Below are 23,066 nucleotides of genomic sequence, written 5' to 3' on the forward strand. Positions count from 1 at the left end.
CCCGCACCCCCTGGCGCCTTCGCTTCGCTCGGCTTTGCTGGGGTTGCTCGCCGAACGGACAGTGGCCGGCCGGGGTTGCCCGCCGCGTGACAGTTGCCGGCCGGGGTTGCCCGCCGCAGGACAGTGGTCGGCTGGGGTTGGCCGCCGCGTTGATGGTTCCGGCTGGGGTTGGGTGCCGCGGGACAGTTGCCGGTGGTGGTTGCTCGCCGCGTTGATGGTTCCGGCTGGGGTTGGGCGCCGCGGGACAGTTGCCGGTGGTGGTTGCTCGCCGCGTTGACGATTCCGCCTGGGGTTGGCCGCCGTGTAAACACCATCGAGAGCCCTCGGCCCGGCGCCCAACCCCCGCCGGAACCGTCGTCGCCGGTTGAGCGGTTGTGGTGGGGCTGTTAGGGGCGCAGGGCTTTTAGGGCTACTGCTGTTAGGAGGAGGGCGGCGCCTGTGAGGGTGAGGGGGGTGGGGTGTTCGTGGAAGAGAACTACAGCTAGGGCTGTGGCTGTTAGGGGTTCTAGTAGGGCTAGGACGGCTGCTGTTGAGGGGGTCAGGGTGCGGAGGCTTGTGTAGAAGAGGGTGTAGGCGAGGGCGGTGGGGATGAGGCCGAAGTACGCGAGGGTTGGCCAGCTTGCGGCGTGTGGGATCAGGCCTTCTAGTAGGGCTAGGGGTAGGAGTGCCAGGGCTGCGGTGGTGAAGCCTAGGAGGGCTGTGGTGGTGGGGGCTGGGTGGTTGCGGTTGAGCAGCGTGGTGGTGGCGTAGCCGGCTGCTGAGAGGAGGGAGAGGAGGATGCCGGGGAGGGATGTGGTGATGGCGGCGCCTGGGGCTGTCATCAGGAGGGTCAGGCCTAGGACTGCTAGCAGGAGGGCCGGCGTGATGCGTTCTCGGGTTGCCGCGGCTATGAAGAGAGGGCCTGCGCCTAGGGAGACGACGGTGGCCACTGCCACGCCTACGCGGGGTATGGCGGCGAAGTAGCCGAGTTGGCAGGCGGTCAGACCTAGGCCGGTGAAGATGTATTGCCTTGGCGCGGCCATGAAGGTGGCGCGGATGGGGGTCCTGGTGAAGAGGCGGTTGGCCAGGAGGAGCCAGGCGGCGCCGGTGGCCAGGCGCCAGAAGGAGATGGCGGTGGACGTCAGGCCGCTGGATTGGAACAGCAGGGCGCCGGTGGGACCGCCGGTGCCCCAGGCGAGGCCGGCCAGGGCAACATAGGCGAGGGCGCGCGTCTTCGTGGGTCGGTGCAGCATCGAAGTACTCCGGGATGTTCGCGGGAGAGGTGGGTCGTCTGCGAACAGCCCGAAGAAGCCCAGGTCAGAACCTGGGCGCTAACCGAGTGACCGTCCGCCTAAGCGGCGGTCGGCGGGGTGATGATGCGATGCACGGGCAGGACCTTAGCCCGAAAGCGTGAGCCGGCCGAGCGAATTACATCCGCAGCTGGGAGCCGCCGTTGAAGTCGAGGACGGTGCCGGTGGCGAACTCGGCTTCTGGCGACGCCAGGTAGAAGATCGCCGCCGCGACCTCGGACGGGTCGGCGACGCGTTCTAGCGGGCTCTCCATCCGGCGGCGGTCGTACCCTTCGCCGGTCAGGTGTACGGCGGCCATGTCGGTGGTCGTCCAGCCGGGTGCGATCGCTGTCACGGCGATGCCTTCCGGGCCCAGCGCGCGGGCCAGCGATTGGGTGAACGACACGATGCCCGCCTTCGAGGCGCCGTACGCGGGCTGGTTGGGCTCGCCGCGGAAGGCGCCGCGGGATGAGACATTGACGATCCGCCCGCCGCGGCCCAGGTGCCGGACCGCGCACCAGGTGACGTTCGACGGGCCGACGAGATTCACCGCGAGGGTGTCCGCCCAAGCCTGCTGCCATTCGGCGTACGTCGCTTCGCGGATGCGGTGCGGGTGGTAGACGCCGGCGTTGTTCACGAGTACGTCGATCCCGCCCAGAGCAGCCGCGGCGTCGTCGACCATCGTCTGGATCGCGTCCGGATCAGCCAGATCAGCCTGCGCGAGCACATGTCCCGAGCCCGGCAACGACTTCAGCACAGCCTCGGCAGCCTCGGCGGAGGCTCCATAGTGCACAGCAACCCGGTCCCCCGCGGCCGCAAACGCCTGCGCCGTCGCCGCCCCGATCCCCCGCGACGCCCCGGTCACCAACACAGCACGGTCCATGCTCCCGATCCTTTCATCGGGAGCACCCAACTACTGGCGCGGGTTCACGTCGCGGCGGTAGGCCTTGGTCTGGCGGGCCCATTGTTTCTTGGCTTCGGCGCGGAGACGGAGGTTGTTGCGGCGGGCCATGAACGCGGCCTCGCGCTGCAGCTTGGTCCAGCTCTCGAAGCGGCGGATCGGCAGCGTGCCGTCCTCCAGCGCGGCCCGCACAGCGCACCCGGGCTCGGTGGCATGCGCACAGTCCTTGAACTTGCACTGCTCAGCCAGGGCCGTGATGTCCGGGAACGCCGCAGCCAGTCCCTCACCGGACTCCTGCAGACCGATCCCCCGCAGTCCAGGCGTGTCGATGACGACGCCGCCATTCGGCAGCACGATCAGCTCGCGCCGGACCGACGTGTGCCGGCCCTTGCCGTCTTCACGGATGTCCTGCACGTCCAGCAATTCCACACCGGCCAGTGCGTTCACCAACGACGACTTCCCCGCACCACTCGACCCGAGCAGCGCCACAGTCGCGTCACCATCCAGCACCGCCTGCACCGACTCCAGGCCCTGACCAGTCGTCGCACTGCACACCAGTACGTCGGCACCCGGCGCAGCGCGGGCCACGTCCTCAGCGAGGGCGTCGGCATCGCCGACAAGGTCCGACTTGGTCAGTACGACGACCGGCCGAGCACCGCTCTCCCACGCCAGCGCGAGGAAGCGCTCGATCCGGACGATGTTCGGCTCCGGGACCAGACCGACGACGATCGCGATCACGTCGACGTTGGCCGCGAGCACCTGGCCTCTGGACGAACCACCGACCTCCGCGCGCACGATCGCCGTACGCCGTGGGGCCAGCGACTCGACCGTCATCCGGTCGTCCGGCCAGTGCCGCAGTACGGCCCAATCCCCTGTACACGGGCCGGCCTGGTGGTCACTGGCGATCGCGGCGAGGAGCGCACTGGACCACGAGGCGCGGACCGGGCCGTCCTCGGTGAGTACCGTCGCCAGGCCCTTGTCGACCCGGGAGACGCGACCCGGCACGAGCTCGGCCGGGACAGAGCTCAGGTAGTCGGCCGTGGAGCTGTCGAGTCCCAGGGCCTGAAGTGTGGCTGACATCAGCGAACCTTTCGGAGGGTCCGGCCGCGAGGTCAGCTCAGCGGACGGACGGGGTGGGAGACATCGGCCCGATGGGCCTGATCCAAGCTCATGGCGGGCTCCTCCCTTCCAAGTCCTGCGGTCCTGGGTCCAGGACCGGCTGATGGCGTCAGCGTAGGTCGTCGGTGTCAGATTGCGCACCGGGTTTTCCGACCGGCTCGGGCTTGCGCTGCGGCGCCGGCGCGGGGGCCGGCTCGGCGACCTCGGTCTTCGGTCCCGGCTCGACCCCCGGAGCTTTCGGCGGCCGGTCCGGCCGCGACTTGTCCGGCCCCGGCTTGTCCGGCGGGGGCCGATCCGCCGGCGGGGCCTTGGGTGGCTGATCCGCCGCCGGTACGCCGAGACCCTCGACCTTCCGCGCGACCTCGATCTCCGGCCGCTCCTGCTGAACCGGGGTCAGCGGGTTGTCGTGATGCGGCTCCGACTCCGCCTTCATCACCGGCTCGACCTCGTCCACGGTCTCCTTCACCGTCTCCGTCATCCGGACCTTGTGCGGCCACAGCCGGTCGACGACCGCGTTCAGCGCCGCGCCGATCAGCACCGCGATGGCGGTCATGTAGAGCCACATCAGTACGGCGATCGGTGCCGCCAGTGGACCGTAGATCGACGTACCGCCGACCGTGCTCTGCAGGATCCAGCGCAGTACGAAGCTGCCCAGGATCCAGATCGAGAGCGCCAGGAACGAGCCGGGCAGATCGGAGACCCAAGGGGTCCGCACCGGCACCGACAGGTGGTACAGGGTGTTCAAGAAGCCCGCGGACAGGATCGTGACGACGGGCCAGTACAGCTGGTTCAGGAAGTCGAGGCGGTGCGGCAGCAGGGCCTGGACGGCGTCCGGTCCGGCCAGCACCAGCGGGAGGACGATCACGCCGATCACCAGGGCGGCGCAGTACAGCGAGAACGACAGCGCCCGGGTCCGGACGATGCCGCGCTTGCCGCCCATCCCGTACATGATCGTGATGGTGTCGACGAACACGTTCAGCGCGCGGCTGCCGGACCACAGCGCGAGCACGAAACCGATCGAGATGACGTCCGGACGGCCGCCGTTCAGGACCTGGTCCAGGGTCGGCTCGATCACATTCCTGATCGAGTCGTCGGTCAGCGCCCGGGCGGCCAGGTCGACGATCTGCTGCTTGATGTCGTTGATCGTCTCGACCTCGAACCACTTGCTCGCGATGTAACCGAGCGATCCGGCCAGTCCGAAGATGAGCGGCGGCAGCGAGAGGATCGCGTAGAACGCCCCCTCGGCCGCGAGACCGGTGACCCGGTAGCGCAGACACACCCCGACGGTCTGGGTGAGCAGCTTCCAGGTCGTCGCGGGGATCTTGCGGGCCCATGCCAATGAGAGGGAGCTCCCACCAGTGGGTCCTGCCCCTGAACGTGCCATACCGCTTACCGTACTGACATGGCGGACCCATTCGCGGTAACGAACCAGGCTCCCCCACTGCAAGGGGTGAACTTCTTCACGCGCGACACGGCACTCGGTGACGCTCTGCGCCCGTACACCGGCCTCGCGGACGATCCCGGGCTGACCCGGATCGGCGAGCTCGCGGGCTCTGAAGAGGCCCTCGCGCAGGCGCTCCCGGCGAACCAGAACCCACCCGTCCTGCGCACCCATGACCGGTACGGGAACCGGATCGACGAGGTCGAGTTCCACCCGTCCTGGCACTGGCTGATGGAGCGCGCCGTCGGCTTCGGGCTGCAGGCCGCGCCCTGGACGAGCGACCAGCCGTCGCCGCACCTGACCCGCGCGGCCGGCTTCTACGTCTGGTCCCAGGTCGAGCCCGGCCACGGCTGCCCGATCTCGATGACGTACGCCGCCGTCCCCGCCCTCAGGGCCGACGAACGGCTCGCCAAGGAGTGGGTCCCACAGCTGGCCTCCACCCAGTACGACGTACGCCGGTTGCCTGCGGCCACCAAGAGCGGCGTACTCGCGGGGATGGGAATGACCGAGAAGCAGGGCGGCTCGGACGTCCGGGCGAACCTGACCACCGCGACTCCGGCCGGTGACGACGGTGAATATCAGCTGAACGGGCACAAGTGGTTCTGCTCGGCGCCGCAGGTCGATGTGTTCCTGGTGCTGGCGCAGGCGCCGGACGGGCTGAGCTGCTTCGTCGTCCCGCGCGTGCTTGCCGACGGCAACCGGAACGCGTTTGCCCTGCAGCGGCTGAAGGACAAGCTCGGGAACCGGTCGAACGCGTCCAGCGAGGTCGAGTTCCACGGCACGGTCGGCTACCGCCTCGGCGACGAGGGCGCCGGGGTCCGCACGATCATCGAGATGGTCGCCGCGACCCGGCTCGACTGCGTCCTCGGCTCGGCCGCTCTCCAGCGGCGCGCACTGGTGGAGGCGGTGTGGCACACCCGCCATCGCTCGGCGTTCGGCGATCTGCTCGCCGATAAGCCCGCGATGCAGAACGTGCTGGCTGACCTGGCGCTGGAGAGCGAGGCGGCGACGGCGCTCGGGATGCGGCTCGCGGCAGCGGTCGACGCGTCGATCAACGGCAACGAGCAGGAGGCCGCGTTCCGTCGGATCGGGCTGCCGCTGGCGAAGTTCTGGGTGAGTAAGCGGACGCCGTTCATGGCCGCCGAGGCTCTCGAGTGTCTCGGCGGGAACGGGTTCGTCGAGGAATCCGGGATGCCTCTGCTGTTCCGCGAGTCGCCGCTGAACTCGATCTGGGAAGGGTCGGGGAACGTGAACGCGCTCGACGTACTGCGAGCCCTCAGACGGCCGGAATCGCTCGAGGCGTGGCTGCTGGAAGTCGGCGCGGCGCGGGGTGCGGACGAGCGCCTCGACACGGCGGTGAACGACGTACTGCAAGCGCTTGCTGACGTCGAAGGTGCCGAGGCGGGAGCGCGTCGGTTGGCGGCGCGGATGGCGCTGTGCCTGCAGGCGTCGCTGCTCGTCCGGCACTCGACTCCCGCGGTCGCGGACGCCTTCGTCGCGTCCCGGCTGGCGAACGACTGGGGCGGTGTCTTCGGCACTCTCCCGCGGACCACGCCGTTCGGCCTGATCACCGACCGCAGCCTCTGACTCCGAGCCGCGGCCGCACGATAAGGTGGCCGCGTCGCGACTGGCGCGCTGAGGTGGAGAACCACCGGGGAGCGAAGACTGTCGGCACCGTGCGCCTGGGTGCCTACGACCCACTGCAACCGCAGGAGAGACAACGATGACTCAACCCTTCGATGCTGCCGCCGCGTCGGCCGCGTACAACAACGCGCTCCAGGTGATCGCCGCGGTCGAACCCACCGTCGCCGGCGCGATCAAGGCCGAACTGGCCGACCAGCGCTCCTCGCTGAAGCTGATCGCGAGCGAGAACTACGCCTCCCCCGCCACCTTGCTGACGATGGGCAACTGGCTCTCGGACAAGTACGCCGAGGGCACCATCGGGCACCGCTTCTACGCCGGCTGCCAGAACATCGACACCGTCGAGCAGACCGCGGCCAAACACGCCACGGCGCTGTTCAACGCCCCGCACGCCTATGTCCAGCCGCACTCCGGCATCGACGCGAACCTGGTCGCCTTCTGGGCGATCCTGGCCCAGCGGATCGAGTCTCCGGCGCTGGCCGAGGCCGGCGTGAAGCACGTCAACGACCTGACCGAGGAGGACTGGTCCAAGCTCCGCCGGGCGTTCGGTGACCAGAAGATGCTCGGTATGTCGCTGGACGCCGGCGGCCACCTCACTCACGGCTTCCGGCCGAACATCTCCGGCAAGATGTTCAACCAGAGCTCCTACGGCACCGACCCGGAGACCGGGCTGCTCGACTACGACGACGTTGCCCGGAAGGCACGGGAGTTCAAGCCGCTGATCCTGATCGCCGGCTACTCGGCGTACCCGCGGAAGGTGAACTTCGCGAAGATGCGCGAGATCGCCGACGAGGTCGGGGCGACGCTGATGGTCGACATGGCGCACTTCGCCGGCCTGGTCGCGGGCAAGGTCTTCACCGACGATTTCGACCCGATCCCGCACGCTCACGTCACCACCACGACCACACACAAGTCGCTGCGCGGCCCGCGCGGCGGCATGGTGCTCTGCCAGCCCGAGTACGCCGACGCCGTCGACCGCGGCTGCCCGATGGTTCTGGGCGGTCCGCTCGGCCAGACGATGGCGGCGAAGGCGGTCGCGCTGGCGGAGGCCCGGCAGCCGTCGTTCCAGGAGTACGCACAGGCGGTCGCCGACAACGCGGTCGTGCTCGCCGAGGGCCTGATGAAGCGTGGCGTCAAGCTCGTCACCGACGGCACCGAGAACCACCTGGTCCTGCTCGACGTCTCGTCGTACGGGATCACCGGGCGGCAGGCCGAGTCGGCGCTGCTCGACGCGGGCATCGTGACGAACCGGAACGCCGTACCGCGCGACCCGAACGGCGCTTGGTACACCTCGGGCGTCCGGATCGGTACGCCGGCGCTGACCACGCGCGGCTTCGGGGCCGACGAGTTCGACCGGGTCGCCGAGCTGATGGTCGACGTACTGTCCTCGATCACGCCGACCACGACGTCCGCCGGTGCGCCGTCCAAGGCGAAGTACGTGCTGGCCGACGGTGTCGCCGACAAGGTCAGGGCCGCCTCGGCCGAAATGCTCGACAAGCACCCGCTGTACCCGGGCCTCGAGCTCAACTGAGCCCATCGCGCGGCGCCCGCTCTCCCCTCGGGAGCGGGCGCCGCGCTGCTGTGTCAGGCGTCCTGCTTGATCCCCATCAGCGCCTCCTGCGAGGCCTTGGTGGCCTGCTTCGGCATCAGTACGGCGGCCAGTACGGCGCCCGCGACCGCGATGCCGGCCGAGGCCCACATGGTCGTGTTGAGGCTGGTCATGAACGCGTCACGTACGTCGCCGAGCAGGTCCGCCGACCCGACCTTTTCCGCGACCGCGAGCCCGCCGCCCAACCCCTTCTCGACAGCGTCCGCCGCTTGCGCCGGCAAGCCGGTCGTGTCCACGTTGTGCCGGTAGACGGAGTTCAGCACCGTGCCGAGGACGGCGACGCCAACGGTGCCACCAACCTGCCGGAACGCCTGTAGTAGAGCGGATCCGGTGCCGGCCCGCTCCGGGTCGAGCACACCGAGCGCCGCGTTCATTGCCTGCGGCATCGAACAGCCGAGGCCGAATCCGACCACCACGAACCAGATCGCGGTATAGCCGTAGCCCGTACCAAGATCAGTGAAGGCTCCGAGCAGGAACCCGGCAGCCATCACGAGGAAGCCGACCATCACCACCAGCCGGGTACCGACCTTCGCCTCGACCGGCTCGGCCAGCTTCGCGCCGACCGTCATTCCACCGATGAACGGCAGCAGCTTGAGGCCGGTGTGCAGCGCGTCGGATCCGTTGATGCCCTGGAAGTACTGCGGCATCGTGAACAGCAACCCGAAGATCGCGAACACCGAGACAGTGAGCAGCACCGCCCCACCGGTGAACACCTTCTCGCCGAACAACCGCAGCTCGATCAGCGGGTCGGAGTTCCGCCGCTGCCAGAGCAGGAAGACGGCAATGAGTACGACGGCCAGCGCCAGGAAGAGCACCGTCATGCCGTCGGTCCACGAGGTCTCCCCCGCCTTCGTCACGCCGTACACGAGCGAGGCCAGGCCGGCGCTGGAGAGCAGGATGCCGAGCCAGTCGATGGCCGGGCGGCGGGAGCTGCGCGTCTCCGGCACCAGCAGGCTGACGGCGATCGCGGCGATCAACGCGATGGGCACGTTCAGGTAGAAGATCCACTGCCAGCCGGCGTGGTCGAGCAGCAGGCCGCCGACGATCGGGCCGAGCGGCATCCCGATGCTGTTCGCGACCACGAAGAAGCCGATCGCCTTCTTGCGCTCCACGTCGGTGGGGAACAGCACGGTGATCAGCGACAGCGCGACCGGCACGATCATCGCGGCGCCGACGCCCAGGAAGGCCCGCGCGCCGATCAGTTGGCCGGCCGAGTCGGACAGCGCACAGGCGAGCGACGCTGCGCCGAACAGTGTCAGCGCGATGGCGATGATCTTGCGCCGCCCGAAACGGTCGCCGAGCAGACCCGCCGGCAGCAGCAGCGCGGCGAGCACCAGGTTGTAGCTGTTCGCCATCCACTGCAGCTGACTGGTCGACGCGTCGAGGTCGGCGGCCAGGGTTGGCAGCGCGACGTTCAGCACGGTCGTGTCCAGGCCGAGTACGAGCACGGCCAGGCAGAGTGCGAAGAGAACTCCGAAGCGGCGGGCGCCGGTGAGCGTCGGCCCTTCGGCAACGGAGGATGTGGTCATGTTACGCAAATTATCAGATATTTGTGATAGTTGCGATAGATCAAATTACTGTAGTCTTCAACCATGGCGCCCGAACCAACTCCCGAAGAGGTCAGCCAGTTCGTCGAGCGCTTCGCCGGCATCCTGGCGAACAGTGGCGTCCCGACGATGTCTGCCCGGGTGATGGGCCGGATGCTCGTCAGCCCGACCGGGACGATGACGGCGGCTGAGTTGGCGGAGTCGCTGAAGATCAGCCAGCCGGCGGTGTCCGGCGCTGTGCGACAGCTGATCCAGGTCTCGTTCATTACGCGCGAGCGGCAGCCCGGGTCCCGCAAGGACCACTACCGGATCCGGGAGGACGTCTTCGCCGCGATCCTCGAACGGCGGAATCTGGCGTTGAGCGAATGGGAGTCCAGCAGCCGGTCCGGCGCCGACCTCTTCGGCCCCGACTCCCCCGTCGGCCGCCGCCTCTCCGAAGCCGCCGACTTCTTCGCCTTCATCCACGCCGACATGGACCAAATGATCAAGAACTGGCGCGCCGAACACCCGCGGTAAACCCCCACGCGCCGCTACGCGCGCTCCTGTCGTCGCGTGCTCGCCGGTGCTCCCACCGCCCCGTCCCTTGCTTGCGCGGGCTCCTGCATCGCCCCACTTGTGAAAGCAGGGGTTGGCAGGTGCGCGTGTGGTGCTCAACAACCGTGGGGTGGGTGGGTCGACCGCCGAAGGCACTCGAGAGGCGTCCCGAAACGTTGGCCACGCGCTCGATCTGCCTGGGTGAAGACGTCGAGGAGGTGCCCTTTCGCCACGTGCCCGGTCGGTGCTCCCCCTTCCCTTGCTTGCGGGGTGTTCCTTCGTTGCCTGTTGGGGGCGGCTTGGTGCGGGCTTGTGGGGTGGTTTGTAATCGGTTGTTGTGATCGGCAATAGACGGGTGTGGAACGGATGACCGAGCCTGATGGGGCCGATCTTGAGCAGCTTTATACGGAGCACTATCGCGCGATCCTGCGGTACGTCGTACGCCGGATCGGGGATGCCGACGAGGCGCATGATGTGACTGCGGATGTGTTCCTGACGGCGTTGAGGCGGCGTACTGACCTCCCGCAGGACCGGCCGTTGCCGTGGCTGTATCGGGTCGCGGCGAACGTGCTGGCCGATCGGCGGCGCAGTCGGCAGCGGTCGGCTGCCGCGTATCAACGGGCCGGCAACGACCTGGTGACTCGGACCGGACCGGCCGCGGATGAGCGGCTCGAGTGGTCTGACGAGCTGGCCGGGACGTTGGCTGCTCTGCGGACGCTCAGCGCGGCCGACCAAGAGGTGCTGATGCTGGCCGGCTGGGAGGAACTGCGCGGCGCCGATCTGGCGACGGCACTCGGTTGCTCGAGGACGGCCGCGGCAGTTCGGCTGCATCGCGCGAGAGCTCGGTTGAAGACGGCACAGGCGCAGTACGACGACCGCTCTCAGCGCACGCGGGGAGGGTCGGCCGGTTCCACGGTCGTGCGAACAGCTGAGTCCAAGACGCAGGGAGAACGTTCATGAACACCAACGACCTCGACACATTGAAACGCGTCGACCCGGCGTCCGGGATCCCGGACGGGCCTTTGACACCTCGCGAACTGGCGGGGCTGCAGAGGATCGGATCCAGGCTGGCCGCGGAGGAGCACGTTGCTCCGGTCAACGGTATCCCGGCGGCCGACGTACCTGCCCGTCGTGGAAAGGTACAGCGGCGTGCGGTGCTGATCGGCGCGGCCGGGGCCGTGGCGGTCGCGGGCGCGGGGGTGGTGGTTGTCCACCCGTTCGGGTCGGGTGGGGTTGCGATGGCGGCGACACCGCCGTTGCTCGATGCGGAGCTCGCGCAGGGCCGGCCGGGCCAGACGGACCTGCTGGCGCTCGCGCGGAAGGCTGGCGCGGACAAGACGCTGCCGGGCGACGCCGGGTCACACGCAGTACGAATGCGGGCCTGGTACCTGTCGACGGCTGTCGACGAGAAGGAGCGGGTCACTTCGGCGATCATTCCGGAGGAGATCACGCGGACCTGGAACAGCGATCTTTCCGGGCGCATGGTGGTCAGGACCGGGCAGCCGTACTTCCCGGAGGCGTCTCCCAAGGATTCGCGGCGGGAAGGGTCGGTCGAGAAGCCGGGCACAGTGAAAGGTGACGAGTCCTGGCCGCCGGGAAGCTATCAACCGCTGTTCCGGTACCCGCTGCCGAGTGATCCGGCCCGGCTGCTGGCGACGCTGAAGACCGACCACCCCATCGACGCCAACGGACCCGGCTACCTGGCCGACGTGGTCACGGATGTGTACAAGGAGGCGACGCCCACCCCTGCGGTGCGCAAGGCTGTGCTCGAGGTCCTCGCAGCACACAGCGGAGCGGTGTCGCTGGGGACGATGACGGATCGCGCCGGACGTCGAGGCCAGGCATTCGCCGTGGACAGCAGTTACGGTGGCCTGCCGAACCGGCGCGTACTGATCTTCGACCCGGCGACCGGACGGCTGTGGGCCAAGGAAGAAGTGCTGACGAAGACAGCCGGCCGGCTGAACGTCCGGATCCCGGCCGTGATCTCGTACGAGCTCTACTTGTAGACAGCGGTGGCCCCGCACGCCGGCGTACGGGAACGCCCCACGCGGGTGCTTGTGATCAAGGCATGTGCACCGGCGAGCGCGCGGGGAGAGGGGCGCGCGTCGCCGGTACGGGGAGGGGACTACGTGGTGAGCGCGTAGACGGCGATGGCGGCGAAGTCGTCGGCGGGTTCGGAGGCTTGCCAGGAGCGGACGTCGTCGACGTACCGGGAACCGTGGCCGGTGAACTGAGCGTACTGATCGACGCCGTCGGCCGGGCACGGGTTCATTCCATCCAGATGATCGCCAAGGCCTTCCTCAAACAGCTCCTCCGAGTTCGGCCCATTCACCACCGCGCCAGTGAGTTCTCGACCGAGGATGTTCGCGATCTGGTGATGCGGGCACCGCTCAGCGTTCTCCCCGATACCGACCATGAACGACACACCCCAAGCGTTGGCGCCGAAGTTCCAGTCCAGCTGCTGCGTGCCGAAGTCGTCGTACCGCCGATCTCCGGTCACCTGCCGATACAGGTGCGCGGTCGCCGCCAAGCCGAACGCATGCGGTACGGCGTCGAAGTTGTCGTACTGCGCTCCGGCGCGGAACGGATCCGCGGACGCCCGCTCCGCCCCGATCTTCAGCTGCGCGCGCAGATCACCAGCCAACGCCTTCACCAGCGCACGGTCCGATCGGTTGGCCCGGATCAGATCCGCGTGGGCCAGCGCGCTCACGTCGTACAGGTTGAGCGTGTCGCCGCCGGCCTCGTGCTCGATGTACTGCCCAGCCCAGTAGCCGGCCTGCTTCAGCCACGCGTGTCCTCGTGGATCGCGGAGACGTTGCGCGGCAAGCGCCAGTTCGGTGGCACCCAACTCGAGGTCGTCCCGCCACGCCGACTCCGGGTAGAACGCGAACGGCAGCGACGTGACCAATTGCCCGACGTTCTTCGACTGAGCTTGGGCAAAGATCTGCGCCGCAGTCTCGAGATGACGACGAGCCTTGGCCGGGCTCGTCCGCGCCTCGACCTGTGCAGCAAGGGCGAACGCCGCAGCAGTACGGCCCGCCAGGTTCGGACTGATCGGCTGCCCAGGCGCGGCGGCGCGGAACACCGGCCGGTTGCGCAGGAACCGCTCGGACGGATCGGTCAGGTGATCGTCGACCTCCGGCAGCCGCCAGATGTCGTGGTCGCCGATGAAGGTCTCCTCGACGTTGCCGGTGCCGATGCCGACCTGGATGTAGAGCGTCTTCGTCCGCTCGTCCCACATCTTGTCCAGCCAGTCCAGACCGTGCCGCGCCTCGGCCAGCACCTGCTTGTCCGGCTTCCGCGCATCCCGGGTCGATGCCCACAGCAACGACTCCGAGTACGCCGCGATGTGGGTGAACTTCAGGTAGTCGCCGGCGTCGTACCAACCGCCCTCGACATCGACCGGCCCACCGATCCGCTGCAGCTCGCCCACAGTCTGATCGGTGTCGGGATCGACGAAGACCGGCCAGTCGTAGACCTGCGCGGACCTGTCGTTCAGGTGCGCCGGCTGCCGGCCGAGCGACCCGGGTACGACGTTCGCGCCGTCACGCTGCTCGGTGAAGAACGTGACCGCCTTGTCCTTGGCCCCGGTCAGCATCCGGTCGCGGTTCGCCCGGATCTCGAACGCCGCCGACGACGCCACCCCGGGCACCTCGACCCGATACGTCCCCGGCACCTTCAGCGCGGACAGGTCCAGTTGGTACACGTGCTGGTACGTCGCGTTCCACTCCCCCGCGTCGCCGCCGACCCGCCCGGTCAGCACCCGATGCCCGTACCGGTCGACCACCTGGAACTTCTTCCCGGCCGTCGCGTCCCGCGTCATCACGTACGCCGCCTTGCCGTCCAAGGCGCCGTACCCGAGCTGACTCACCCGCACCACGCCGCCGGACGCGGCAGCGGACACCGTACTCACCGGCCCCACCACCAATCCCGCGGCCAGGACGATCGGCCCCACCCGGCGCAACGACCTCACGAGCGACTCCTCCCACCCGACCACCAGGACCACGAACCCCACGAAGACCAATAGGAAAGTTTCCTGTTGATTTTGTCGGAAGGTAGCGCAGTCCCCCGCCGGAGTACAGAGCTCAGCGACCGACTCGAGCGACCGCCCAGACCATCAGGGCGGCGAAGGCCGAACCGATCACCGCACAGGCCACCGAGATCCCGGCCAGCGCGATGAACGCACCGAAGGCCACCATCGCGACCGGCATCAAGCCTTGGTCGGACAGATGCACGATGCTGAAGCTCCGGCCGAGGTACGACGCATCGACCGACAACTGGAACGCGGCCGACAACTGAGCCGACGCGATCCCCGCTGTGCTGCCGATCATGATCATCGCCAGGAAGATGCCTGCCCGCGGCATCACGCCGATCATCACGCACCCGGCCGCCTGGAAGATCAGCGCGATCAGGCCGCTGCGGGCGAGGTTGGCCGGCTTCCAGCGCATCGCGACGATCGCGCCGGCGGCGGCCGAGATCCCCGATACGGCCTCGAACCAGCCGAGCGCGCCCGGGCCCCACCCGTCCAGATGGGTTCGCTGCACCAGGCCGACCGCCAGCACCGGACCGACGCAGAGGTTCAGCCCGGAGAACGCGATCACCAGCGTCCGCGCCCTGTCGTCGCGACCGAGGTAGGCGAAGCCCTCCTTCAGGTCCGCGCGGATCGACGCACCCGTGGAGGCGGGCTGCGGCAGCCGCGGCTTCACCAGGAACGCCAGCACAGCCGCGATCACCGCGAACGACGCCGCGTCGACGAGCATCACGGTGACCAGGCCGCCGTGGGCGACCAGCAGGCCACCGAGTGGGGCGCCGACGAAGATGGCGAGGCGGACGGCCAACTGGTTACCCGCCATGAGCTTCACCTGGTCGTCCGGCTGCACCATCCGGCGCGGCAACGTCCCGGCGGCCGGCGTGTAGATCGCGTCGACCACGCCGAAGACCACCGCGATCGTGAGGAGCAGCAGCAGCGACAACCCCCACAGCGAGGCCAGCACGGCGCCCGCGGTCAGGACGACGATCCGCCCCAGGTTCGCCATGACCATCACCCGGCGTCCGTCGATGCGGTCCGCAAGCGCCCCGCCGAACAGCAGCACGAGAGCTTGCGGCAGGGCGCCGATGCCCATCACGAGTCCGGCGCCGGCCGGCGTCGTGATCTGTGCGGCACTCCAGGCCAGACCGATGTACCAGGCCATGTCGCCGACCTTCGAGACGGCGGCGGCGAAGATCCAGGCGTGCACGCGGGTGTCCCGGCGCAGCGGCGGGAATACGACGGCGGGAGCAGTGGGCGGAAGCTCGCTCATGGCCGGGCCGGCACCGCGTGAGCGAAGAAGAAGACCCGGTGGGCGTCCTCCCCCTCGGACGGTTCGTTGTAGTACTCGCGGACAAGATCCTCGATCCGCTCGCTGAGTTCGTTCAGCCGATCGGGCGTCAATGTGAGCCATCTCTCGGTCGCGTACGCCGCCCGTACCCAGGGCTCCTCGAACTCGTACCTGATGTCGAACCACTGCCGCACTTTGCTGACGTGATGTGCGAGGTTCTGATCCTCGGCCGTGGCCGCGACCAACTCGCCGGCCGGGTCGCCCTGGGCATCCGCGATGGACCAGGAGTACGACGACGTGTCGCCGAGCTTCCACCACCGCTCGCGCCGGTTCTTCGCGAGCTCGGGAGCCTCGACGATCACCCCCGCCGCGCTCAGAACCTTGAGGTGGTGACTGATGTTGCCGACCAGTTCACCGGTGGCCTCGGCCAGCCGGGAGGCGGTCGCCGGGCCGTCGACATAGATGATGTCGAGCAGCCGGCGACGCAGCGGATGGTGGATCGCGGCGAGCACGGACGGCGTCACCGTCCGTCGGTTGGCGGGTGTCATGGACAGCACGATAGCTTCCACAAGAATTCTTGTGCAAGAGTTCTTGTGGAATGAATCCGGAGCCCGAAACAATCTTTATCAGACTGGTAGACATAGTCGTATCGTGAGACCAGCGCTCAGGATGTGGGATTGTGGGTTGATTTGTCAGCCGCTGGAGCTGACTCTTGTGGACATGCTCGCTGCCCAGTCCACCCACCTCGTAGGTCGCATTCATGTCGACCTCGGGCGGATGCGCAGCGCCATCTGTTGTCCTTCGATGTTCTGACAGCGACCCCGCCGGGCCGGATGACGGCCCCTGATCACCCCCGATCACCGCTGGGTGCGCACCGCGCGGAACGCATCGAACCGACGACGCTTCGATCTTGCCGCCTGCGGACGCACCTGTCACGAGGACTAGGACACGTTCCCGATGACTGGCGTCACCTCTGCTCCCGCTCCCCGCAAACCGGCCCGCCCGCGCAAGGGCAAGGGCGAAGGTCAGTGGGCCCTCGGCTACCGCGAGCCGCTGAACAAGAACGAGGAGAACAAGAAGAACGACGACGGCCTCAACGTCCGGGCCCGGATCGAGAACATCTACGCGCACACCGGCTTCGACTCGATCGACCCCGCCGACCTGCGCGGCCGGTTCCGCTGGTGGGGGCTGTACACCCAGCGCAAGCCCGGGATCGACGGTGGCAAGACGGCGACGCTGGAGCCGGAGGAGCTGGACGACCGCTACTTCATGATGCGGGTCCGGGTCGAGGGCGGCCAGCTCAGCACCGAGCAGCTCAAGGTGATCGCTGAGGTCTCGACCGACTACGCGCGCGACTCCGCCGACATCACCGACCGGCAGAACATCCAGCTGCACTGGATCCGGATCGAGGACGTGCCGGCGATCTGGCAGAAGCTGGAGTCGGTCGGTCTGTACACCACCGAGGCGTGCGGCGACGTACCGCGCGTCGTCATCGCCAGCCCGGTCGCCGGGATCGCGGCCGACGAGATCATTGACCCGACGCCGGCCATCGACGAGATCGTCGACAAGTACATCGGCTCCGCGGAGTTCTCCAACCTGCCGCGCAAGTTCAAGACCGCGCTGACCGGCCACCCGTCGCACGACGTCGTGCCCGAGGTCAACGACATCGCCTTCGTCGGGGTGGTCCACCCCGAGCACGGGCCGGGCTTCGACCTGTGGGTCGGCGGTGGATTGTCGACGAACCCGATGCTCGCGCAACGGCTCGGCACCTGGATCCCGAGCGAGGAGGTCGCCGAGGCCTGGTGGGGTGTCACCAGCATCTTCCGCGACTACGGCTACCGGCGGCTGCGTAACCGGGCCCGGCTGAAGTTCCTCGTCGCCGACTGGGGTGTGGAGAAGTTCCGCGAGGTGCTGGAGGACAAGTACCTCAAGCGCAAGCTGATCGACGGGCCCGCGCCCGAGATCCCCGCCGTCCAGGGTGACCACGTCGGCGTGCACAAGCAGAACGACGGCAAGTACTTCGTCGGCGTCGCGCCGATCGTCGGCCGGGTGTCCGGTACGTCGCTGGCCAAGGTCGCCGACGTGGTCGCGGCGCACGGGTCGAACCGGATCCGTACCACCGCCCAGCAGAAGCTGCTCGTACTCGACGTCGAGGAGTCGCAGGTCGACTCGCTGGTCGCCGCGCTGGACGCGCTCGGCTTCCAGGCCAACCCATCCGCCTGGCGGCGGAACACGATGGCTTGCACGGGGATCGAGTTCTGCAAGCTGGCGATCGTCGAGACCAAGGCCCGCGCCGCCCAGCTGATCGACGAGCTGGAGGAGCGGATCCCCGAGCTCGACGTACCGATCACCGTGAACGTCAACGGCTGCCCGAACTCGTGCGCCCGGATCCAGGTCGCCGACATCGGCCTGAAAGGCCAGCTGGTCCGCGATGCCGAAGGCAACCAAGTACCCGGCTACCAGGTCCACCTCGGCGGCGGCCTCGGACTGGACGCCGGCTTCGGCCGGAAGCTGCGCGGCCACAAGGTCACCTCGGCGGATCTGCCCGACTACGTCGAGCGGGTCACGCAGAACTACCTGAAGGAGCGCAACGAAGGCGAGCGCTTCGCCCAGTGGGCCACCCGAGCCGATGAGGAGGCGTTGCAATGAGCGAGCGCGCTGCACCGCTGTACTGCCCGTACTGCGGAGACGAGGACCTCCGGCCGGCGGAGGACGGGCATGGTGCCTGGGAGTGCCGGCCGTGTGCACGGGTGTTCCAGCTGAAGATGATCGGACTGCGGGTGGCGGTGGAATGAGTACAGATCTGAAGACGCTCGCCGAGGAGGCGAACGCACGACTGGGCGACGCCACGGCGCTCGAGGTGCTGGCGTGGGCACGAGAGACCTTCGGTGACGAGCTGGTGGTGACCGCGTCGATGGCCGACGGAGCACTCCCCCACCTGGCGGCCGAGGCGGCTCCCGGTGTCGACGTACTGTTCCTCGACACCGGTTACCACTTCGCCGAGACGATCGGGACCCGGGACGCGGTGGCGGCGACGCTGCCGATCAACCTGATCAACGCGCTCCCGAAGCAGACCGTCGCCGAGCAGGACGCGGAGTACGGCGAGAAGCTGCACGACCGCAACCCCGACCAGTGCTGCGCGCTCCGCAAGGTCGAGCCGCTGAACCGGTACCTGTCCGGCTACAAGGCCTGGGTGACCGGCGTACGGCGGGAAGAGGCGCCGACGCGGGCCAACACCCAGATCGTCGAGTACGACGAGAAGCGCGACATGGTGAAGCTCAACCCGATCGCCCCGTGGACCCAGGAAGACCTGGACAGCTACATCAACGACAACGGCGTACTGGTCAACCTCCTGCAGTACGACGGGTACCCCTCGATCGGCTGCGAGCCCTGCACCCAGCGGGTCGCGCCGGGCGAGGATCCGCGCAGCGGCCGCTGGGCGGGACAGGGCAAGATCGAATGTGGGTTGCACACATGACGGCCACACTGCACGCCCCGGAGGCGACCCTGAGCACCGTCAGCGCCACCCAACCGGTGACCGAACTGGATGCTCTGGAGAGCGAGTCCATTCACGTGTTCCGTGAGGTGGCGGCGGAGTTCGAGCGGCCGGTGATCCTGTTCTCCGGTGGCAAGGACTCGATCGTGATGCTGCACCTGGCCCGGAAGGCGTTCGCGCCGGCCGGTGTCCCGTTCGCGCTGCTGCACGTCGACACCGGGCACAACTTCCCCGAGGTGCTCGCGTTCCGCGACGCCACGGTCGAGTCGCTCGGGCTGCGGCTCGAGGTGGCCAGCGTCGAGGACTACATCGCCGACGGCCGGCTGCGGGAGCGCTCGGACGGGACCCGGAACCCGTTGCAGACGATTCCGTTGCTGGACGCAATCAACGGGCACCGGTTCGACGCGGTGTTCGGCGGTGGCCGGCGGGACGAGGAGCGGGCCCGGGCGAAGGAGCGGATCTTCAGCCTGCGCGACGAGTTCGGCCAGTGGGACCCGCGCAACCAGCGGCCCGAGCTGTGGTCGCTCTACAACGGCAAGCACCGCCCGGGTGAGCACGTCCGGGTATTCCCGCTGTCGAACTGGACCGAGCTGGACGTCTGGAACTACATCGAGCGCGAGCAGATCCCGCTGCCGGACATCTACTACGCGCACCAGCGGGACGTGTTCGAGCGCGACGGCATGTTGCTTGCCGTCGGCCCCTACTCGCAGCCGCGCGAGGACGAGACGGTCGAGCGCCGGGTGGTGCGCTACCGGACCGTCGGCGACATGTCCTGCACCGGCGCGGTCGCCAGTACGGCGTCGTCCCCGGCCGAGGTGGTCGTCGAGGTCGCGGCCAGCGAACTGACCGAGCGCGGCGCGACCCGCGCCGACGACCGGGTCAGCGAAGCCGCGATGGAAGACCGCAAGCGAGAGGGGTACTTCTGATGACCACGCTCCTCCGCCTGGCCACGGCCGGCTCGGTCGACGACGGCAAGTCCACACTGGTCGGCCGCCTGCTGCACGACTGCAAGGCGATCCTGGCCGACCAGATCGCCCACGTGCAGACCGTCTCCGAGGCCCGGGGCGGTGACTTCGACTTCGCGCTGCTCACCGACGGCCTGCGGGCCGAACGCGAGCAGGGCATCACGATCGACGTCGCCTACCGGTACTTCGCGACCGAGAAGCGCAAATTCATCCTGGCCGACTGCCCCGGGCACGTGCAGTACACCCGCAACACCGTGACCGGCGCGTCCACCGCGGATGTGGTGATCATCCTGGTCGACGCGCGGCACGGCGTACTCGAGCAGACCCGCCGGCACCTGGCCGTCGCCGGACTGCTCCGGGTGCCGCACGTCGTACTCGCGGTGAACAAGATCGACCTGGTCGGCTACGACGAGGCCGTGTTCAAGGGGATCGCGAAGGACGTCGCGCAACTCGCCGACCAGCTCGGGATCTCCGATGTCCAGGCCATCCCGGTATCCGCGCTGGTCGGGGACAACGTGGTCGACCACTCGACCGAGACCAGCTGGTACGACGGTCCGACACTGCTGGAGTACCTCGAGAACGCGAACGGCCGCATCGACTCCTCGGACCAGCCGCTGCGGTTCCCGGTGCAGTACGTGATCCGGCCGCAGACCGACGATCAGTACCGCGACTACCGCGGCTACACCGGCACCGTTGCCTCCGGCACCGTTGCGGTCGGCGACCCGGTGATCGTGCTGCCCGCCGGTCGCCGTACGTCGATCGCCGGCATCGACCGGCCCGTGGTGACCGCTACCAGCACCGCGGTCGCCGAGAGGCCGTCCGCGGTCGCCGGTGAGGCCGTGACCGTCCGGCTGGCCGATGACATCGACGTCGCCCGCGGCTCGGTGATCGTGGCGGCCGAATCCTCCCCCGGCACCCGCCGGGAGGTGGCCGCGACGGTGTGCTGGTTGTCCGACCGCCCGCTCGCAGTGGGCGCCCGGGTGCTGATCAAGCACACCACCACGACCGCCCAGGCGATCGTCACCAAGATCAACGGGGCGCTGGACCTCGACTCGCTCGGCGTCATCGATGCCACCGGGCTGGGCCTCAACGACATCGGCAAGGTGCAGCTCAAGGTCGCCGCACCGCTGGCCGCCGATCCGTACTCCAGCAACGCCATCACCGGATCGTTCCTGCTGATCGACGCCCACGACGGATGGACGCTCGCGGCCGGCATGATCGACGACGAAGAAGGGGAACTGCTGTGACTGCTCCAGCGCTCGTGATCCTCGCCCACGGCAGCCGCGATCCGCGTTCGGCCGCCACCGTCCACGGCCTCGTGAAGTGCCTGCGTGACCTGCGCGACGACCTGCGGATCGAAGCCTCCTTCCTCGACCACTGCCCGCCCACGCCGTACCAGGTGATCGGCAAGCTCGCCGCCGAGGGCGTGGAGGAGGTCGTCGTCCTGCCGCTGCTGCTGTCCTCGGCGTTCCACGCGCGGGTGGATGTCCCGGCCGTCGTCGACGAGGCGCGCAGCCGCTTCCCGGACCTGCGGATCATCGCTTCCGACGTGCTCGGGTACGACGAGTCGCTGCTCGACGTACTGGATCGCCGGATGCGCGCCGAGCTCAAGGACGGCCGGGTGCGCGAGCTGGACGCGCTCGTCCTGGCGTGCGCCGGGTCGAGCGACTCGCAGGCGAACGCGAGCGTGACACGTCTGGCGCGGCTCTGGGGTCAGCGCCACAAGCTGCCGGTCACAGCGGCCTTCACCGCTGCTGCCACACCGTCGCCGGCCGAGGCCGTGCTGCAGTGGCGGCTCGAGGGTCGTCGGCACGTGGCCGTCGGTTCACTGTTCCTCGCGCCTGGCGTCCTGCCGGATCAAGCCGAGTCGACCGCTCGCCGGGCCGGTGCTGTCGCGGTGTCGCGGCCGCTGGGTGTGAGTGCTGAGGTCGCCCGGCTCGTGCTGCTGCGCTACGGCGTGGCGGGCCTGGACCTGCTGACCCTGGCGCCGATCGCGCGTCCGACGGTGATCAGCCGCCCGGAGCTCGTCCGCACCGCCTGATCAACCCGCACCGCCTGATCAACCGCAGCGCTACGGATCTCAGCCGAAGCGCAGCGGATCGATGAAGGAGACGTCGGCGTACGGCGTCTCCTTCGTCGTGACCTGGGCGATCACTTCGCCGAGTCCGGCGCTGTGTTTGAACCCGTGCCCGCTGTCCCCGCCGGCGACGACCAGCCGCTCGTCGTACCGCCCGACCAGGAACTGACCGTCCGGAGAGTCGGTGACCATGCACGGGATCGCCTTCACCGGCGCGGGATCCAGCCCCGGGAACGCCCGGCCGACCACCGACGCGAGCTCGGCGATGTCGTCGAGCGGATGGATGTAGCGATCGAGCTCGTCCGCGTCGAACCCGGTCTCCCGCTCACGACCGCCATGCAGGCCGACCTTCACCCCGAAGTCCTCGCCGGACCCGTGACCCCACAGTCCCCGGCCGTCGGCGAACTCCCAGATGAACGACGGGAACGCCTCGAGCCGGAACGCCTCCGACTCGGGATCCTGCGGCTGGAACCAGAACAACGGCGTACGTCGCGGTGACAGCGGCAGACCCGGCACGAGCTTGCCCAGCCATGCACCGGCGCAGACGACAACCTGCTCCGCCCGGAAGTCGACCGTCGGCGTCCGGACCACCACGCCGTCGGAGCCGGACTCGATCGCCGTCACCATCGTGTGCGGATACACCGTCGCGCCCAGTCGCTGCGCCTCGGCGACGTGCGCGCGGACGGTCGGCTCGGCGTAACAGATCCCCGCCTCCGGGTCCCAGACCGCGACCTCATCAGCGGCCAGCCCGCCGTACTGCGGGAAGCGTGAGCGCAACTCGTCATGCGCCAGCTCTGTGGCCTGTGCGCCCGACTCGGTGGCGGCTCGGCGAGCACCTCTCACGGGACTGCTGTTCGGACCGCCGACGTTCAGTGAGCCCGTCTGCCGGACGTACACCTGCCCGGTCCGCTCCCCCAGTTCGGTCCACAGCTCGAGCGACTTCCGCGCTATCGGCGTCAGTGCCGGGTGCTCCAGGCACGCGACCCGGAACAACCGCGTGGTCCCGTGCGACGACCCGAACGCGTGCCCGATCGCCTGCCGCTCGATTCCGACGACGTTCACGCCTCGCGCGGCCAGCCGCCACAGCGCCGCCGATCCGAATGCACCCAGCCCGACAACGACGACGTCCGCCCGCAAACTCTCCATGCTC

General features: G+C 68.7%; 20 protein-coding genes and 1 riboswitch. Of the genes, 11 read left to right on the plus strand and 9 right to left on the minus strand.

The features are described from left to right. Positions 1-386: 386 nt before the first annotated feature. The 4 genes from E0H75_RS44625 to E0H75_RS14770 form a co-directional block, all read right to left on the minus strand. Entirely contained in the window at positions 387-1,232 is an 846-nt protein-coding gene (locus E0H75_RS44625) for a DMT family transporter (RefSeq protein WP_131514126.1), read from the minus strand. 175 nt (positions 1,233-1,407) lie between these two features. After that, positions 1,408-2,151, minus strand: a complete 744-nt coding sequence (locus E0H75_RS14760; protein WP_131514127.1) for an SDR family NAD(P)-dependent oxidoreductase — start codon at positions 2,149-2,151, stop codon at positions 1,408-1,410. Positions 2,152-2,181: 30 nt separating this feature from the next. Continuing rightward, positions 2,182-3,249, minus strand: coding sequence for a ribosome small subunit-dependent GTPase A (gene rsgA / locus E0H75_RS14765; RefSeq protein WP_131514128.1), 1,068 nt, complete (start codon positions 3,247-3,249; stop codon positions 2,182-2,184). A gap of 148 nt (positions 3,250-3,397) precedes the next feature. Continuing rightward, positions 3,398-4,672, minus strand: coding sequence for a YihY/virulence factor BrkB family protein (locus E0H75_RS14770; RefSeq protein ID WP_131514129.1), 1,275 nt, complete (start codon positions 4,670-4,672; stop codon positions 3,398-3,400). An 18-nt stretch (positions 4,673-4,690) separates the two neighbouring features. Between E0H75_RS14770 and E0H75_RS14775 the strand changes: the two genes are divergently transcribed. Continuing rightward, entirely contained in the window at positions 4,691-6,316 is a 1,626-nt protein-coding gene (locus E0H75_RS14775) for an acyl-CoA dehydrogenase family protein (protein WP_131514130.1), read from the plus strand. Between the two features lie 26 nt (positions 6,317-6,342). Then, positions 6,343-6,424, plus strand: a riboswitch (ZMP/ZTP riboswitch). A 28-nt stretch (positions 6,425-6,452) separates the two neighbouring features. Then, positions 6,453-7,901 carry a glycine hydroxymethyltransferase gene (locus tag E0H75_RS14780; RefSeq protein ID WP_131514131.1) on the plus strand — a complete coding sequence of 483 codons (1,449 nt, stop codon included), beginning with the start codon at positions 6,453-6,455 and terminating at the stop codon, positions 7,899-7,901. Positions 7,902-7,954: 53 nt separating this feature from the next. On the opposite strand, the gene E0H75_RS14785 is transcribed toward E0H75_RS14780, so the two are convergent. Then, the gene (locus E0H75_RS14785; RefSeq protein WP_202873003.1) at positions 7,955-9,508 is read right to left on the minus strand and encodes a DHA2 family efflux MFS transporter permease subunit; all 1,554 of its coding nucleotides are present in this window, start codon (positions 9,506-9,508) and stop codon (positions 7,955-7,957) included. A gap of 63 nt (positions 9,509-9,571) precedes the next feature. On the opposite strand from E0H75_RS14785, the gene E0H75_RS14790 reads away from it, so the two are divergent. The 3 genes from E0H75_RS14790 (at position 9,572) to E0H75_RS14800 (ending at position 12,066) form a co-directional block, all read left to right on the plus strand. Next, positions 9,572-10,042, plus strand: coding sequence for a GbsR/MarR family transcriptional regulator (locus tag E0H75_RS14790; protein ID WP_131514132.1), 471 nt, complete (start codon positions 9,572-9,574; stop codon positions 10,040-10,042). A gap of 384 nt (positions 10,043-10,426) precedes the next feature. Then, positions 10,427-11,020 carry an RNA polymerase sigma factor gene (locus tag E0H75_RS14795; protein WP_131514133.1) on the plus strand — a complete coding sequence of 198 codons (594 nt, stop codon included), beginning with the start codon at positions 10,427-10,429 and terminating at the stop codon, positions 11,018-11,020. Next, positions 11,017-12,066 (plus strand): CU044_5270 family protein, encoded by a 1,050-nt coding sequence (locus E0H75_RS14800; protein WP_131514134.1) that lies wholly within the window; start codon positions 11,017-11,019, stop codon positions 12,064-12,066. The genes E0H75_RS14795 and E0H75_RS14800 overlap by 4 nt, the downstream gene beginning before the upstream one ends. Positions 12,067-12,185: 119 nt before the next feature. Here the strand turns inward: E0H75_RS14800 and E0H75_RS14805 are convergent, their stop codons facing one another. From E0H75_RS14805 to E0H75_RS14815, 3 genes are all read right to left on the minus strand, one after another. Beyond that, positions 12,186-14,033: a glycoside hydrolase family 9 protein gene (locus tag E0H75_RS14805; protein WP_131514135.1), complete on the minus strand. Its 1,848-nt coding sequence runs from the start codon at positions 14,031-14,033 to the stop codon at positions 12,186-12,188. A 112-nt stretch (positions 14,034-14,145) separates the two neighbouring features. After that, a complete protein-coding gene (locus tag E0H75_RS14810; RefSeq protein ID WP_131514136.1) occupies positions 14,146-15,360 on the minus strand; it encodes an MFS transporter in 1,215 nt (404 codons plus the stop codon). Beyond that, a complete protein-coding gene (locus E0H75_RS14815) occupies positions 15,357-15,926 on the minus strand; it encodes an ArsR/SmtB family transcription factor (protein ID WP_131514137.1) in 570 nt (189 codons plus the stop codon). Before E0H75_RS14815 ends, E0H75_RS14810 begins: the two co-directional genes overlap by 4 nt. Positions 15,927-16,335: 409 nt before the next feature. Here E0H75_RS14815 and E0H75_RS14820 point away from each other — a divergent pair, with 409 nt between their 5' ends. From E0H75_RS14820 to E0H75_RS14840, 6 genes are read left to right on the plus strand one after another with little or no spacing between them, the layout of a single operon-like run. After that, positions 16,336-18,027, plus strand: coding sequence for a nitrite/sulfite reductase (locus tag E0H75_RS14820; RefSeq protein ID WP_131514138.1), 1,692 nt, complete (start codon positions 16,336-16,338; stop codon positions 18,025-18,027). After that, positions 18,024-18,173 carry a hypothetical protein gene (locus E0H75_RS43065; protein WP_165553756.1) on the plus strand — a complete coding sequence of 50 codons (150 nt, stop codon included), beginning with the start codon at positions 18,024-18,026 and terminating at the stop codon, positions 18,171-18,173. Before E0H75_RS14820 ends, E0H75_RS43065 begins: the two co-directional genes overlap by 4 nt. Continuing rightward, positions 18,170-18,856 carry a phosphoadenylyl-sulfate reductase gene (locus E0H75_RS14825; RefSeq protein ID WP_131514139.1) on the plus strand — a complete coding sequence of 229 codons (687 nt, stop codon included), beginning with the start codon at positions 18,170-18,172 and terminating at the stop codon, positions 18,854-18,856. The genes E0H75_RS43065 and E0H75_RS14825 overlap by 4 nt, the downstream gene beginning before the upstream one ends. Further along, on the plus strand, positions 18,853-19,800 hold the full coding sequence (gene cysD, locus E0H75_RS14830) for a sulfate adenylyltransferase subunit CysD (RefSeq protein ID WP_131514140.1): 948 nt from the start codon (positions 18,853-18,855) through the stop codon (positions 19,798-19,800). Before E0H75_RS14825 ends, cysD begins: the two co-directional genes overlap by 4 nt. Continuing rightward, entirely contained in the window at positions 19,800-21,086 is a 1,287-nt protein-coding gene (locus E0H75_RS14835; RefSeq protein WP_131514141.1) for a sulfate adenylyltransferase subunit 1, read from the plus strand. The genes cysD and E0H75_RS14835 overlap by 1 nt, the downstream gene beginning before the upstream one ends. Next, a complete protein-coding gene (locus E0H75_RS14840; protein WP_131514142.1) occupies positions 21,083-21,880 on the plus strand; it encodes a sirohydrochlorin chelatase in 798 nt (265 codons plus the stop codon). Before E0H75_RS14835 ends, E0H75_RS14840 begins: the two co-directional genes overlap by 4 nt. 39 nt (positions 21,881-21,919) lie before the next feature. On the opposite strand, the gene solA is transcribed toward E0H75_RS14840, so the two are convergent. After that, complete coding sequence (gene solA, locus E0H75_RS14845; protein WP_131514143.1) at positions 21,920-23,062, minus strand: N-methyl-L-tryptophan oxidase; 1,143 nt, start codon at positions 23,060-23,062, stop codon at positions 21,920-21,922. Positions 23,063-23,066 lie beyond the last annotated feature (4 nt).

The sequence above is a fragment of the Kribbella capetownensis genome, from assembly GCF_004331485.1.
Taxonomy (GTDB): domain Bacteria; phylum Actinomycetota; class Actinomycetes; order Propionibacteriales; family Kribbellaceae; genus Kribbella; species Kribbella capetownensis.

Excerpts from the sequence above, each read along its gene's own strand:
- rsgA (WP_131514128.1), bottom strand. The coding sequence starts at position 3,249 with ATGTCAGCCACACTTCAGGCCCTGGGACTCGACAGCTCCACGGCCGAC.
- E0H75_RS14770 (WP_131514129.1), bottom strand. The coding sequence starts at position 4,672 with ATGGCACGTTCAGGGGCAGGACCCACTGGTGGGAGCTCCCTCTCATTG.
- E0H75_RS14775 (WP_131514130.1), top strand. The coding sequence starts at position 4,691 with ATGGCGGACCCATTCGCGGTAACGAACCAGGCTCCCCCACTGCAAGGG.
- E0H75_RS14795 (WP_131514133.1), top strand. The coding sequence starts at position 10,427 with ATGACCGAGCCTGATGGGGCCGATCTTGAGCAGCTTTATACGGAGCAC.
- E0H75_RS14825 (WP_131514139.1), top strand. The coding sequence starts at position 18,170 with ATGAGTACAGATCTGAAGACGCTCGCCGAGGAGGCGAACGCACGACTG.
- cysD (WP_131514140.1), top strand. The coding sequence starts at position 18,853 with ATGACGGCCACACTGCACGCCCCGGAGGCGACCCTGAGCACCGTCAGC.
- solA (WP_131514143.1), bottom strand. The coding sequence starts at position 23,062 with ATGGAGAGTTTGCGGGCGGACGTCGTCGTTGTCGGGCTGGGTGCATTC.
- E0H75_RS14820 (WP_131514138.1), top strand. The coding sequence starts at position 16,336 with ATGACTGGCGTCACCTCTGCTCCCGCTCCCCGCAAACCGGCCCGCCCG.
- E0H75_RS14835 (WP_131514141.1), top strand. The coding sequence starts at position 19,800 with ATGACCACGCTCCTCCGCCTGGCCACGGCCGGCTCGGTCGACGACGGC.
- E0H75_RS14785 (WP_202873003.1), bottom strand. The coding sequence starts at position 9,508 with ATGACCACATCCTCCGTTGCCGAAGGGCCGACGCTCACCGGCGCCCGC.
- E0H75_RS14800 (WP_131514134.1), top strand. The coding sequence starts at position 11,017 with ATGAACACCAACGACCTCGACACATTGAAACGCGTCGACCCGGCGTCC.
- E0H75_RS14790 (WP_131514132.1), top strand. The coding sequence starts at position 9,572 with ATGGCGCCCGAACCAACTCCCGAAGAGGTCAGCCAGTTCGTCGAGCGC.
- E0H75_RS14815 (WP_131514137.1), bottom strand. The coding sequence starts at position 15,926 with ATGACACCCGCCAACCGACGGACGGTGACGCCGTCCGTGCTCGCCGCG.
- E0H75_RS14760 (WP_131514127.1), bottom strand. The coding sequence starts at position 2,151 with ATGGACCGTGCTGTGTTGGTGACCGGGGCGTCGCGGGGGATCGGGGCG.
- E0H75_RS43065 (WP_165553756.1), top strand. The coding sequence starts at position 18,024 with ATGAGCGAGCGCGCTGCACCGCTGTACTGCCCGTACTGCGGAGACGAG.
- E0H75_RS14810 (WP_131514136.1), bottom strand. The coding sequence starts at position 15,360 with ATGAGCGAGCTTCCGCCCACTGCTCCCGCCGTCGTATTCCCGCCGCTG.
- E0H75_RS14780 (WP_131514131.1), top strand. The coding sequence starts at position 6,453 with ATGACTCAACCCTTCGATGCTGCCGCCGCGTCGGCCGCGTACAACAAC.
- E0H75_RS44625 (WP_131514126.1), bottom strand. The coding sequence starts at position 1,232 with ATGCTGCACCGACCCACGAAGACGCGCGCCCTCGCCTATGTTGCCCTG.